Raw genomic sequence first — 13,591 nt, 5'->3', positions numbered from 1 at the left:
GGAATGCTATTCAGCAGCGTCCGCTTTGGCCTTTTGACGTAGGCGAATGTTCAGCTCTTTTAACTGGTCAGCGCTGACTTCTCCTGGCGCATCGGTCATTAAGCAACCCGCGCTTTGCGTTTTCGGGAAGGCAATGACTTCACGAATCGTCTTAGCGCCGGCCATCAGCATCACCAGACGATCCAAGCCAAAGGCTAAGCCACCATGGGGCGGAGCGCCATAGTGAAGTGCATCCAGCAAGAAGCCAAACTTCTCCTGCGCTTCTTCTTTGCCAATACCTAGGATCTCAAACACAGTGCTCTGCATGGCTTGGTCGTGAATACGGATTGAACCGCCACCCAATTCAGTGCCATTGAGTACCATATCGTAAGCACGAGACAGCGCTTTTGCAGGGTCTGCTTTCAGCGCTTCCGGCGTGCAGGAAGGTGCTGTGAAGGGGTGGTGAAGCGGACTTAATCGACCGTTATCGTCGGCTTCAAACATCGGGAAGTCAACGACCCACAGCGGTGCCCAAGCTTGGGTGTAAAGCTCAAGATCAGCCCCCAGCTTGACGCGTAATGCACCAATCGCTTCATTGACAATGCGTGCCTTATCAGCGCCGAAGAAGATGATATCGCCATCCTCTGCGCCCACGCGATCTAATAATTCTTCGACCACGTTTTCCATAAACTTCACGATAGGCGACTGTAGACCTTCAAGGCCCTTGGCACGCTCGTTAACCTTAATCCAAGCAAGGCCTTTGGCACCGTAGATGCCGACAAATTTCGTGTACTCATCGATCTCTTTACGAGAAAGCTTGGCGCCACCGGGTACTTTAAGTGCTGCTACGCGGCCGTCTTCAGCACTGGCCGGGCCTGAGAACACCTTAAAGTCAACCTGTTGCATTAGATCGTCAACGTCGGTCAACTCAAGGGGGATGCGCAGATCGGGTTTATCAGAGCCAAAACGATCCATGGCTTCTTGCCATGTCATACGTGGGAACTCAGGCAGCTCCACGCTTAGCACTTCTTGGAACAGCTGACGAATCATGACTTCCGTAATGTTCATGATGTCGTTTTCTTCGACGAAAGACGCCTCGATATCAATCTGAGTGAACTCAGGCTGGCGATCAGCACGGAGGTCTTCGTCGCGGAAACATTTAGCGATTTGATAATAACGATCAAACCCAGCCACCATTAACAGTTGCTTAAACAGCTGAGGCGACTGCGGTAATGCAAAGAAGCTGCCCGCGTGAGTGCGGCTGGGAACCAAGTAGTCACGAGCACCTTCAGGTGTAGCACGCGTCAGCACTGGCGTTTCGATGTCCAGAAAACCTTGGTTTTCAAGATACGCGCGTACGGTGTGAGAAATACGCGAACGCAAACGCAGTTTCTCGATCATGTCTGGGCGACGAAGGTCAATATAGCGATGCTTAAGACGCACTTCTTCGCCTACCTTGCCATGTTCATCAAGCTGGAAAGGCGGTGTAGCAGCGGTATTGAGCACCTCTACTTCTTTGGCCAGCACCTCAATCATCCCCGTGGGCATGTTGGGGTTTTGGGTACCTTCTGGGCGCAGCCGGACACGCCCGGTAATACGCAGGACGTATTCGCTGCGAACGCGGTCGGCATGGGCAAACGCCTCGGCAGTATCAGGGTCTACAACGAATTGAGCGATGCCATCGCGATCGCGCATATCGAGAAAAATGACCCCACCGTGATCACGGCGACGGTGCACCCAACCACATACGGTGACCGTTTGATCTACCAAAGTTTCGTTAAGCTGGCCGCAATAATGGCTGCGCATGTCTAATCCTGTTCTGTTACGTGGCAATGAGGTTGTCGCGGGGCGTACGCCTTTGACAGCCGCGGCTAAGCCGCGGCGCCTTTTTTCGTGGGTGTGCTGCTGGATTCGTTTTTCGAACCCGTTGCGCTAGAAGTCGTTTGGCCATCAGCGGCCAGGTTCTTCTTACTACCCGTTTTAAAATCAGTTTCGTACCAACCGCCGCCTGCGAGACGAAAACCCGCCGCTGACACTAAGCGTTCAAGTCCGTCGCGTTGGCAGGCAGGACACTCTTTAAGAGGGTCTGCACTGATTTTCTGTAATTTTTCCATGCGATGGCCGCAGGCCTTGCACTCGTACTCATAGATGGGCATGTTGATAACTCCTGAAAAGCTCAACTCCGATAGACTAGGTTTTCACAGGCTAACGTTTTGGCAAACATGACGTTAACAGGCTGTAAATATGTGGCCTGTCGGGATAAATTCCAAGACTGCGGTTGATAGAGCGACACATTATACCCTTTTGTGCCCCCTGCCGAGCAAGGCCCAGTGCCTATCGGTAGTTAATGGAGAAAATAAAATGCCCCATGCGGTCATGCTGGATGCCCAAAGTCTAGGCCCTGATATTGATTTAACCGCCATCCGTTCTATTGTTCGCCATCTTGACGTGTATGAACAGAGTACTTCAGAGCAAGCACTCAATCGACTTGCAGAAGCAGAAATTGTTATTCTAAATAAGGTGAAATTGGACGCAGATACGTTGGCAAAACTGCCAAAATTACGGCTTATCTGTGTTCTTGCTACAGGACTTAACAACATTGATTTAGAGGCAGCTAAAGCGCAGAACATAGTGGTTAAAAATGTCACTGCTTATGGAACCGCCAGTGTTTCCCAGCACACGTTGATGCTCATGCTAACCCTAGCGAATCGCCTGCCACGCTACCAAGCGGATATTGCAAACGGCAAGTGGCAGCAGAGTGACTTTTTTTGTTTACAGGAACACCCCACGTTACAGCTAGCGGGCAAGCAGCTCGTCATGGTCGGCCAAGGTGAGCTTGGCTCGGAAGTAGCCCGCTTAGCGGAAGCATTTGGTATGCAAGTGACGTTTGCTGCGCGGCCAGGAAATGAAGCTAATGACAAGCGACCATCGTTAGATGAACTATTGCCCAGCGCAGATATAATCAGCCTGCACTGTCCGCTTAGTGAGGCTACGAAACATCTCCTCAATAAAGATCGTCTTGCGGCTGCGAAGCCCTCTCTCTTAATCGTCAATTGTGCCCGTGGCGGCATTATTGACGAAGAAGCAGCTTTGGAAGCGCTTCGTAAAGGTCGAATTGGCGGTTTGGCCGTTGATGTGCTGCCTGAAGAGCCTCCTCGTGACGGCCATGCGCTTTTAGAAGCACTGGCGAATGCGGAGGCGCTGAATTTGATCGTTACGCCCCATAATGCATGGATAACGCCTGAAGCCCGTCAGAATATTGTGGCCTTAACAGCCGATAATATTAAAACATGGCAAAAAGACGTTAATTAAATAGCGCATTAATACGTCGAAAAATGATCAGGAGCGTGGACGTCATCCAGCACTTCAAGTGTCACATGGGTGACCCGCGCTCCGTCGGGGCCTTGCCAAAGCCATTCACCCAGTGCGGTAACCGCATCGGCTGACCCGCACATTACGACTTCGACACGGCCATCTGGCAGGTTCTTCGCATAGCCAGTGATGCCCAGCTTAAGTGCCTGAGCTTGAGTGCTATTGCGATACCACACGCCCTGCACTTTTCCGGTTACATACGCACGTACACAACGTTCTGCCATCATTCGCTCCTTTTTACACTAGCTCACGTTTAACCAGTACAGCGCTATTACGCGGAATTAGTGAATGCCCACGACGCAATAATAGCGAACGTGTAAACGCAGCGCCAAATAGCAGAATTAACGAGCTGTAATAGACCCATAGCAAAATCATTACTACTGAACCGGCGGCACCATAGGTCGATGCGGTAGCCGTATAGGCCAAGTAAACGGCGATAATGCTTCGCCCTATTGTAAAGAGCACAGCAGTGACGACTGCACCAATAAATACGTCTTGCCACCGTAAAATCACATCCGGTAACACTTTAAAAATCGTCGCAAAAAGCAGTGTTACAACGGCCAGCGAGATTAATGACTCTAGCGAGGTAGTGAACAAACTGGCATACGGCAGAAGGTGGTCGGTGGCTTGCAGCATCCCCCTAACCACGACCCCTAGCACCAGAGAAACGAGCAGGATAAAGCCTATTGAGAGAACCACTGTTAGTGATAGCAGACGGTTTTTAATAAATATAAAAATGCTATTTGAAGTGGGTTTAGCCGTTACTCCCCAAATAGTATTGAGCGAAAACTGCATTTGGGCGAAGACCGTGGTTGCCCCGACCAGTAGCGCGGCAAACCCAAGTAATGTGGGCAGTAATCCAGACTCTTCAATGCGCGACTGCGCCACTGCTTGCTCAATCGCCAAGGCGGCCTCTGTCCCTAATGTACCCTGCAATTGAGCAACAATTTGCCCTTGTGCCGCGTCTTCACCTAATACTACCCCAATGACGGTAACGGCGATGATAACGGTGGGCGCTAATGAAAATAGCGTATAAAACGCCAATGATCCTGCGTAACTAAAGGCATTGCGCTCCAACCATAAGGAGATCGCATCTTGCACCACATTCCACCAAAAAATCAGCGTGCGCTTGAGCATATTCATTCCCTTAAATGTCTTTATGGGGCGTCTGTTCGACCCTTAACGCCTCTTCCAAAGAGTAAGCATACCTAACCTTAGCGTTAGATACAGGGATGATCGCATTGCACCGCTTACCAGCCCCCTCCATAATGACCCACATTTGCCAACGATCAAGGAAGCGCTATGAACTCGGACGCTGTTGAACCTACTTCGGCTTACGACTTTGATTGTTTGGTGTTTATTGGGCGCTTTCAGCCACCCCATTTAGGGCACTTGGCAATTATCCGTGAAGCGCTGAAGCAGGCTCGGCAAGTCATCGTCTTGGTTGGCTCCTCTTGGCAGGCCCGCTCGTTACGCAATCCGTGGCACTTTGATGAACGCCAAGCGATGATTCGCTCCGGGTTTGATGACAGCGACAACCAACGTCTGGAAATTACGCCGCTGCTCGATGCGCTGTATAATGACGATGTATGGGTAAGAGATGTGCAGCGTAAAGTTCGTGACTTGGCAGCGCCTGCTAACGCCCGCTTGCCTCGCATTGGACTAATCGGCGCAAGCCGTGGACAGTCAAGTTATTATTTATCGCTTTTCCCCCAGTGGGAGTCTGTGAGTGTACCGCTAGTTGAAGGTATTTCGGCGAGTCAAATACGCGAGCGCCTTTTTCGATCGCTGGGCTCCACCGATGATTACCTAAGCACCGGTGCTTACCATGATTTGCCGCCTGGGGTAGTCAAGCGTGTAGGCAGTTTTTGCAAAGGCGACGCCTACCACCAGCTGTTAGAAGAACAGCAATTATTGGATCAGTATCGCCAAGCATGGGCACAAGCTCCCTACCCCCCTATTTTTGTCACTGTCAATGCAGTGGTTGTGCAATCTGGCCACGTTTTATTGGTCAGGCGTACAGCAGCTCCCGGCAAAGGCTTGCTAGCTTTACCGGGAGGCTTCATTAATCCTCATGAGCGGCTGTTAGATGCTTGTTTGAGAGAGCTGCGCGAGCGGCTACGCCTTAAAGTGCCGGAACCGGTTTTAAAAGGCTCACTTCGCGGACAGCGCTTGTTTGACGAACCGCATCGAAGTTGGCGGGGACGCACACTGGCGGAAGCGTTTTACTTTGCTCTGCGCCCAGATCAGCAGCTGCCTCGTCTTAAACCCGTGCGCGGCGGCGACCATGCACGCTGGGTAGCGTTAGCCGATTTAAAGCCTGAAAGCCTGTTTGAAGATCACTTTTTTATTATCCAAAATTTTCTTGGATTGCCTGCAGACTTTAGTAGCTTCTAATTATAGTGGCGTAAAGCACCCAGGTCGCTGGACTAAGCCTGTAGAAAATCCCGAGGTAGCTTCATCATTTGCCGCCACAGACGCTCAACACCCGGCTTATGCACTAATGAGCAGCGGTAGAGACGAATTTCAAGAGGAATATCCCAACTTTCGTCACCGGCCCTCACCAGCCGGCCACTTTTTAATTCTTCACGAATGCAAAAATCTGGGATCCAGGCGGTGCCCACGCCTTGCAACACCATGCCTTTTAAGCCTTCGGCCATAGCTGTTTCATAAACCGTGCGAAGCTTCATACGCAACGGGTCATTTTTCAGCAGCATGCGTACGCTACGGCCTAGAAACGCACCTTGCGTATAGGCTAAGTAAGGAATAGAACTATCACGCTGCAGTGAAAAAAGCGGCTCACCCTGTTCGTCGGGCAGAGTGACAGGCAACATTTTTACTTTGCCAATTGAAAATGAGGGGAAAACTTCTGCGTCGAGCTGCATGGTGGCAAATGGGTCATAGTAGGCCAGCATCAAATCGCAGTTGCCTTCACGCAGTACATGAATAGCCTCCCCTACATTCATAGCAACTAAGCGTGTCGGCAGCTCTCCCAACCCTTTTTGTAACCGTGATATCCAGGGAGGATAAAAGCTCAGTGCTAATGAGTGCGCGGCGACGATATCCAGCGCTTCGTTAGCGATAGATAAACCACGAAGATGCCCTAGCGATTCATTTAACTGCTCAACCAAGTTGCGCGCCGTAATTAAGAAAAGCTGCCCTTCCGACGTTAAACCTATCGGCGTAGTGGTACGATCAACCAACGTAACGCCAATTGCTTGTTCTAGCGCCCTAATACGACGGCTGAAGGCAGGCTGTGTTACATGACGTTGTTTTGCGGATGCAGAAAAGCTGCGCGTATTCGCCAAAGCGACGAAGTCTTCTAGCCATTTTGTCTCTAAATTCACCCAAAACTCCTTGTACCCACCTGTTCGCAGCTGTTGGTAGTGATCAGTTGATCACTGAATTGGCGCAGTCAAATAAGCAGCCCGCGATATAACTTTTTTCCACATCGGGCGTTGGTTTATTTCATCCATTGTCACGCGTCGGCAATTCGTAAAATCCTCCTCCAGCATTTTACTTACTTTGTCGGCGAACGCGGTGCTTGGTATGAAAGCAGTTATTTCAAAATTGAGTCTGAATGATCGGTTGTCTAAATTTACTGTGCCTATTGATGTGGCATCTTTATCAATCAGGATTACCTTTTGATGTAAAAATCCTGGTAGATAACGGTATATTTTTACGCCTGCTCTTAACATGTCCGGTAAAAATGAAAAGGCCGACAAAAATACCAGCAAATGATCCGGACGCTCGGGGATCATTACACGAACATCAAGCCCCCGCATGGCTGCTAAACGAAGTGCATCCTGCACTCCTTGGTCGGGCACAAAATATGGGCTGGTAACCCACAATCGTTCATTAGCGCTGTGAATCAACTGCTGAATTAATAGGCTGGCTGTATCCTGTTTGTCCGCAGGCCCCGATGGAACGATAACGACTTGGTGATCTTCCTGCGGATGTGTTTCAGCATGCCAGTTAAGCGTGATGACTTCATTGGTTGCCCAATGCCAATCTTCCCAAAAAGCTTCTTGTAAACCCAATACGCTAGGCCCTTGCAAGGCCAAATGGGTATCTCGCCATGGCCCATGACGAGGATCCTGCCCCAAGTACTCGACACCAACGTTGAAGCCACCGATCCAGCCCTTTTTGCCGTCGGTCACCATGATTTTACGGTGATTACGAAAATTAAGCTGAAAACGGTGTTTGAAGCCGCGTGAAGATCGGAAAGCTTTTACGTCAACCCCTTCTTTGCTGAGATCTCTAAAGTAACCTTGATTCAGTTTTCGGCTGCCAACTTCGTCATAGAGAAAATAAACACGAACGCCACGCTGAGCAGCTTGAATCAAATGGTGCTGTAAGCGACGCCCTAACGCATCGTCTCGAACAATAAAGAACTGAAGCAGTAAGTAATCTTTCGCCTGGTCAATTCCTGCGAAAAGGCTGTCGAAGGTCGCTTCTCCATCAATCAAAAGCTCTGCACTGTTACCCTTAGTTAAGGGCATCATTGCGAGTTGTTCCACGGCTTGAATATCAGCATTTTTGGGCAATGCAACGTGTGGTTTGACGTTGTTGCGATAACGCGCTAGAACACGCCTTAAGACGTTGTCACGCGCGCCTCTTGCCGAAACATAGCCGTAAAATCTCGGGCGTCCGAAAAACCAGTACGCAGGTAATGCGACGTAAGGAAAGGTGAGCAGCGAAATGATCCACGCTACAGCGCCTTGCGATGTACGGCTCGACATCAAAGCCATAATGGCTGATACAATTCCTAAAAAGTGTATCAGCATGATACCTGTCCCTAATAACCATGAGGTCATTGACTATTCCTCGTCATCCGGTAGGGATTCCTGACTTGTCCGTTCACTTCCAATGCACAAAAGCCCCGTGCATGACGGGGCTTCTTCATTTCGCATACTTCTGACTAGGCTACCAAAAGATTAGGCTGACTGAGCAATAATTTCCTTCCATTTGGCAGGCCCTGTTTGGTGAACGGAAGTACCTAGGCTATCAACCGCGACGGTAACAGGCATATCCTCCACTTCAAATTCGTAGATAGCTTCCATTCCTAGGTCTTCAAAGCCTACCACCCGTGACTTTTTGATCGCCTGAGCGACCAAGTACGCAGAGCCACCCACCGCCATGAGATACACAGCTTGGTTATCGCGAATGGCATCAATAGCGGCTTGGCCCCGCTCCGCCTTGCCTACCATGCCTAATAGGCCTGTCTCTTCCAGCATCGTACGGGTAAATTTATCCATCCGCGTAGCCGTTGTGGGGCCTGCTGGACCCACTACTTCGTCACCAATCGGGTCAACTGGGCCAACGTAGTAGATAAACCGCCCTTTCATATCCACCGGCAGCGGCTCACCCTTGGCGATCATATCCACCATGCGCTTGTGGGCCGCGTCACGGCCCGTCAACAGTTTGCCGTTTAGCAACAGCGTATCGCCGGGCTGCCAGGTTTTCACTTCTTCAGGCGTCACGGTATCCAGATTGACACGCTTGACGTTATCACCTGCCTCACGGGTAATCTCTGGCCAATCTTCCAGCTTCGGCGCGGGCAGCGCTACCGGACCAGAACCATCCAGCGTGAAATGAGCATGGCGGGTGGCCGCGCAGTTAGGAATGATTGCCACCGGCTTATTGGCAGCATGGGTTGGGTAATCTTTGACCTTAATGTCCAATACGGTGGTTAAGCCACCCAAGCCTTGGGCACCAATACCACTTTTATTCACCTTATCAAACAGTTCAAGGCGCAGCTCTTCAGCACGGTTGCTAGCACCGCGGGCCTGCAGTTCTTGGATGTCGATGGGGTCCAGCAGTGCTTCTTTAGCAATTTCCATCGCTTTTTCAGCGGTACCGCCAATGCCAATGCCCAGCATCCCTGGCGGGCACCAGCCTGCGCCCATTTTGGGAAGCTGCTCCATCACCCAGTCTACTACGCTATCGGAGGGATTAAGCATGGCGAACTTCGATTTCGCCTCGCTACCACCGCCCTTCGCCGCCACATGGATGTCTACTTTGTCACCCGGCACAATTTTGTGGTGAATAATGGCAGGCGTGTTGTCCTTGGTGTTTTGGCGCTTGCCGTCAGGGTCGGCCAGGACCGAGGCACGCAGTACATTATCTGGCAGCTGGTAAGCGCGGCGCACACCTTCATTGATCATATCATCGAGGCTCAGCTCAGCGTCCCACGTGACGTTCATGCCCACATGGACGAACACGGTCACGATGCCGGTATCCTGGCAAATTGGACGGTGACCGGTGGCGCACATGCGTGAGTTGATCAGAATCTGTGCAATCGCGTCTTTTGCCGCGGGGTTCTCTTCACGCTCGTAGGCGTCGGCCATCGCGTCGATGAAGTCTTTCGGGTGGTAATAAGAGATGTACTGCAGAGCATCGGCAACGCTTTGAATCACGTCATCCTGGCGAATCACGGTCATGGATTAACAGCTCCTCGGTTATCGTCTTGGCTGCAGCCTTTGCGGCCGTCTAGTGTGTAACAAGTATACCGTATTGAGACCTACGCGGCAGCCAGTGCATCTTGTAAGTCTGGCTCAACCTTTAGCGCTTTGGTCGGAGAGATGCAGTTAAACAATCAAAGATAACGGTATAAAATACATTAAAGAGCAGGCTGACACTGCCGACACCAGTACAGACGCCGAGATCCCACCATCATGCGCTCGATTACATTGCCGCAGCGATGACAGGAGAGCCCGGCACGCTCAAACACGCTGAATCGCCATTGGCGGCGCGGCTCACCCGCTGCAATGGCTTGCTCAATCCAAGCCGCTTGATTGGTGACCCCGGCAGTTCGGTATGCGGTACGCGTTATCTCAACAATATGCGATGAAAGCACGCGTAACTGCTCGTCCGTAAGATCACAGGGGCGCTGCTTAGGGTGTAGCTGGGAGAAAAACAGAATCTCTGAGCGCAAGTAATTGCCTAGCCCCGCGACAAGGCCCTGATCTAAAAGCAGTGCTCCAAGACTTCTACGCATAAAAGCAGGCATTAACAGTCGCTGCTTCACATCATCGTCATTTACATGTTGGCTGAGCAAATCAGGGCCTAGGCGAGCTAAAAAAGGGTGACGCGCCAGCGTTGACTCATCCCAGAGCGATATATCAGAAGCGCTGTATAAACTGGCGGCACGCCCTTCTGCCACCAGCCGAACACGTAATGAACGTGACGTGTTTGGCGGTTTATCTTCGGCATGCAGCTTCCATACGCCATACAGCTGATTGTGCGAGTAAAGCACCCGCTGATCGGCAAACCGAATCAGCATGGCTTTACCCCAGGTATCAACTGACGAGACTTTAACGCCGATAAACGTGCTTGCTTGACGGGACAGTTCGGGAAATGCAAACCACGCGTCGTCTAGCACCTTACCGCCGATTTGCTTTTCGATACGATCCGCTGCGCGGCGAATCTCTGGACCTTCAGGCATGGGTTATCCTAGCGCCAGCTGCTTTTCTTTCATTTGATGTAGTTGATCGCGAAGCCGTGCCGCCTCTTCGAACTCAAGGTTTTGCGCTGCTTCAAACATGGCATCCTCAAGCTTACTAATAGCGCCCAGCAAGTCTTGTTTGCTCATCGTGGCAACATCGTACTCAGCAGCACTTTCCGCCACTTTGCGTTCTGATCCACGGCGACGGCTGTTTTTCTTGCCCGGCGCTTGGGCCGCCTCAAGAATATCAGCGACTGAACGTGTGACCGTCGTAGGCGTAATGCCATGTTTTTGATTGTGTTCAACCTGCTTTGCACGGCGGCGATCGGTTTCATCCATCGCTTTGCGCATCGAGTCGGTGATTCGATCGCCATAGAGTATCGCCTTACCGTTGGCGTTACGCGCTGCACGGCCAATGGTTTGAATGAGCGAACGTTCGGCGCGTAAAAAGCCCTCTTTATCCGCATCCAGAATCGCCACCAGCGACACTTCAGGAATATCTAGCCCTTCGCGAAGCAGGTTAATCCCCACTAACACATCAAACTTACCCAGTCGTAGATCACGGATAATCTCGACCCGCTCAACCGTGTCAATATCGGAGTGCAGGTAGCGCACTCGAATACCGTGTTCATCCAGGTATTCAGTGAGGTCTTCAGACATCCGCTTCGTTAAGGTCGTTACCAGTACGCGCTCGCCAACGGCGGTGCGCAAGCCTATTTCAGAAAGCAGGTCATCAACTTGCGTGCTAGCGGGGCGAACTTCTATTTCAGGGTCTAACAGCCCGGTTGGCCGTACCACCTGCTCAACGATTTGGCTGGCGTGTTCTGCTTCATACTTCCCCGGCGTAGCGGAAACAAAAATTGTCTGTGGGCTGATCGCCTCCCACTCCTCAAACTTCATTGGCCGGTTATCCAACGCGGAGGGCAGCCGAAAACCATACTCCACTAACGTCTCTTTACGAGAGCGGTCGCCCTTATACATCCCCCCCACTTGGGGCACGCTAACGTGGGACTCATCAATGAACAGTAGTGCGTCATCAGGCAGATAATCAAAAAAGGTCGGTGGCGGGTCGCCTGGTGCACGTCCAGAAAGGTAGCGCGAGTAGTTCTCAATACCGTTGCAGTACCCCAATTCGAGCATCATCTCAATATCGTACAACGTGCGCTGCTCAAGACGTTGTGCTTCCACTAGCCGCTCGTGCTTACGCAGCCACTCCAGTCGCTCTTTCAACTCCCCCTTAATCGCATCAATAGCACCCAAAATCGTTTCCCGGGGTGTGACGTAGTGCGATTTGGGGTAAATAGTCATACGTGGCACCTCGCCACGGACAGCGCCTGTCAACGGATCAAAGAGGCGGATGGTATCAATTTCGCTGTCGAATAACTCGACGCGCACCGCCTCTTCATCGGAGTCTGCGGGAAATATATCAATGACATCACCGCGCACCCGGTAAGTTCCCCGACGAAAATCCATATCGTTACGGGTGTATTGCAATTCGGCTAAACGACGTAGAAAGGCCCGCTGATCAATTAATTCACCACGGGTGAAATGCAGGCGCATCTTCAGGTACTGGTCAGGATCACCCAACCCATAGATAGCTGAAACCGACACAACGATTAGCGCATCTCGGCGCTCAAGAAGCGCTTTTGTCGCTGAAAGGCGCATCTGCTCAATGTGGTCATTAATAGACGCATCTTTCTCGATAAATGTATCTGAAGAGGGAACGTATGCTTCGGGCTGGTAGTAGTCGTAGTAAGAGACAAAATACTCGACCGCATTGTCTGGAAAAAATGATTTGAACTCACCATAAAGCTGGGCAGCAAGCGTTTTATTTGGCGCCATAACAATGGTGGGCCGCTGCAACTGCTGCACAATATTCGCCATGGTAAATGTCTTACCTGAACCGGTTACCCCCAGCAAGGTTTGATGAGCAAGCCCCGACTCCAGGCCACTGATTAAACTGCTAATTGCCGTTGGCTGGTCACCGGCAGGCTTAAACTTTGACTGAAGCCTAAACGCCTTGCTCATCGTCACTCCTTATGAGGTGGATCGCCGAATAGGCCGCGCTATTCAGTATGCGTTGCAATTTCTACTGTTGACTGGGTCATCAACCGCTGAATAGGGCAACGATGACTGATCTCCTCAAGCTTAGCGCGCTGCTCGGGGTCTTCAATTCCATGAAGTATTAGAGTGACAGCAAGCTTATAGACGCCTTTCCTTTCTTGGCTATCGTCGCGCTGGACCTTCACGGTAATTCCTTCTAGCGGCCACTCTTTCCGCTTGGCGTACATTTGTACAGTAATGGCTTTACACGTCCCTAGTGCAATATCGAAGTAATCATGCGGGTCGGGGGCGCTACCATCTCCCCCAACAACCGGGGGCACATCCGCATACAACGCCTCAAGCCCATCAACCTCAACCCGTTGACGAAAAACGTGATTGCGCTCGCTAATAATAGTGATGGGCTTATGCATTACGATACCTTGACCCCTAGGTTAAGTTTTTCGATAGCGTTGATGAGAGCTTCACGTCTAGCGCGTCCCTCCACTTCTGCTCCATGGCGGCCTACCTCAACGCTCTCCACGCTATCGAGCATCATTAGCGCTGTGGTAATTTTATTAACCTGTTCAGTAGTCGTGACACCCTGAAAACTTAATGATTGAAATGCCATGCCGCATCCTTTGCTCAACGATTGCCAGTGTTGTTAACGCTACAGTATACAGACGATTATCTATGCAAACCTGATACAGGTTAAAGAGTCTAGCATGCTCCCATGGCCTTGCAATCTGCCTA

General features: G+C 51.1%; 13 protein-coding genes. 2 read left to right on the top strand and 11 right to left on the bottom strand.

What is annotated here, in order from left to right:
• Nucleotides 1-6 precede the first annotated feature (6 nt).
• Both aspS and LOS15_RS05915 read right to left on the bottom strand, forming a co-directional pair.
• Complete coding sequence (gene aspS, locus LOS15_RS05920) at nt 7-1,785, bottom strand: aspartate--tRNA ligase (RefSeq protein WP_263068787.1); 1,779 nt, start codon at nt 1,783-1,785, stop codon at nt 7-9.
• Between the two features lie 65 nt (nt 1,786-1,850).
• Entirely contained in the window at nt 1,851-2,135 is a 285-nt protein-coding gene (locus tag LOS15_RS05915; RefSeq protein WP_263068784.1) for an FmdB family zinc ribbon protein, read from the bottom strand.
• 205 nt (nt 2,136-2,340) lie between these two features.
• Here LOS15_RS05915 and LOS15_RS05910 point away from each other — a divergent pair, with 205 nt between their 5' ends.
• Nucleotides 2,341-3,291, top strand: a complete 951-nt coding sequence (locus tag LOS15_RS05910; RefSeq protein ID WP_263068783.1) for a D-2-hydroxyacid dehydrogenase — start codon at nt 2,341-2,343, stop codon at nt 3,289-3,291.
• An 8-nt stretch (nt 3,292-3,299) separates the two neighbouring features.
• Here the strand turns inward: LOS15_RS05910 and LOS15_RS05905 are convergent, their stop codons facing one another.
• Together LOS15_RS05905 and LOS15_RS05900 are read right to left on the bottom strand one after the other, a co-directional pair.
• Nucleotides 3,300-3,575, bottom strand: a complete 276-nt coding sequence (locus LOS15_RS05905) for an acylphosphatase (RefSeq protein ID WP_263068782.1) — start codon at nt 3,573-3,575, stop codon at nt 3,300-3,302.
• Between the two features lie 13 nt (nt 3,576-3,588).
• The gene (locus LOS15_RS05900) at nt 3,589-4,488 is read right to left on the bottom strand and encodes a YihY/virulence factor BrkB family protein (protein ID WP_263068780.1); all 900 of its coding nucleotides are present in this window, start codon (nt 4,486-4,488) and stop codon (nt 3,589-3,591) included.
• A 165-nt stretch (nt 4,489-4,653) separates the two neighbouring features.
• Here LOS15_RS05900 and LOS15_RS05895 point away from each other — a divergent pair, with 165 nt between their 5' ends.
• Nucleotides 4,654-5,748 carry a bifunctional nicotinamide-nucleotide adenylyltransferase/Nudix hydroxylase gene (locus LOS15_RS05895; RefSeq protein ID WP_263068778.1) on the top strand — a complete coding sequence of 365 codons (1,095 nt, stop codon included), beginning with the start codon at nt 4,654-4,656 and terminating at the stop codon, nt 5,746-5,748.
• Between the two features lie 32 nt (nt 5,749-5,780).
• Here LOS15_RS05895 and LOS15_RS05890 read toward each other — a convergent pair whose 3' ends face one another.
• From LOS15_RS05890 to LOS15_RS05860, 7 genes are all read right to left on the bottom strand, one after another.
• A complete protein-coding gene (locus tag LOS15_RS05890) occupies nt 5,781-6,698 on the bottom strand; it encodes a LysR substrate-binding domain-containing protein (RefSeq protein ID WP_263068776.1) in 918 nt (305 codons plus the stop codon).
• A 51-nt stretch (nt 6,699-6,749) separates the two neighbouring features.
• On the bottom strand, nt 6,750-8,168 hold the full coding sequence (gene cls, locus LOS15_RS05885) for a cardiolipin synthase (protein WP_263068775.1): 1,419 nt from the start codon (nt 8,166-8,168) through the stop codon (nt 6,750-6,752).
• Nucleotides 8,169-8,288: 120 nt separating this feature from the next.
• Entirely contained in the window at nt 8,289-9,794 is a 1,506-nt protein-coding gene (locus LOS15_RS05880; protein ID WP_263068773.1) for a fumarate hydratase, read from the bottom strand.
• A 179-nt stretch (nt 9,795-9,973) separates the two neighbouring features.
• Entirely contained in the window at nt 9,974-10,798 is an 825-nt protein-coding gene (gene nei / locus LOS15_RS05875) for an endonuclease VIII (protein ID WP_263068770.1), read from the bottom strand.
• Between the two features lie 3 nt (nt 10,799-10,801).
• On the bottom strand, nt 10,802-12,826 hold the full coding sequence (gene uvrB, locus LOS15_RS05870; RefSeq protein WP_263068768.1) for an excinuclease ABC subunit UvrB: 2,025 nt from the start codon (nt 12,824-12,826) through the stop codon (nt 10,802-10,804).
• A 38-nt stretch (nt 12,827-12,864) separates the two neighbouring features.
• Complete coding sequence (locus LOS15_RS05865) at nt 12,865-13,272, bottom strand: OsmC family protein (protein ID WP_263068765.1); 408 nt, start codon at nt 13,270-13,272, stop codon at nt 12,865-12,867.
• Entirely contained in the window at nt 13,272-13,469 is a 198-nt protein-coding gene (locus tag LOS15_RS05860; protein ID WP_263068762.1) for a hypothetical protein, read from the bottom strand. The genes LOS15_RS05865 and LOS15_RS05860 overlap by 1 nt, the downstream gene beginning before the upstream one ends.
• Between the last annotated feature and the right edge of the window lie 122 nt (nt 13,470-13,591).

Source organism: Halomonas sp. 7T, assembly GCF_025643255.1.
Classification (GTDB): domain Bacteria; phylum Pseudomonadota; class Gammaproteobacteria; order Pseudomonadales; family Halomonadaceae; genus Vreelandella.
This window is presented reverse-complemented; position numbering and strand designations above follow the sequence as displayed.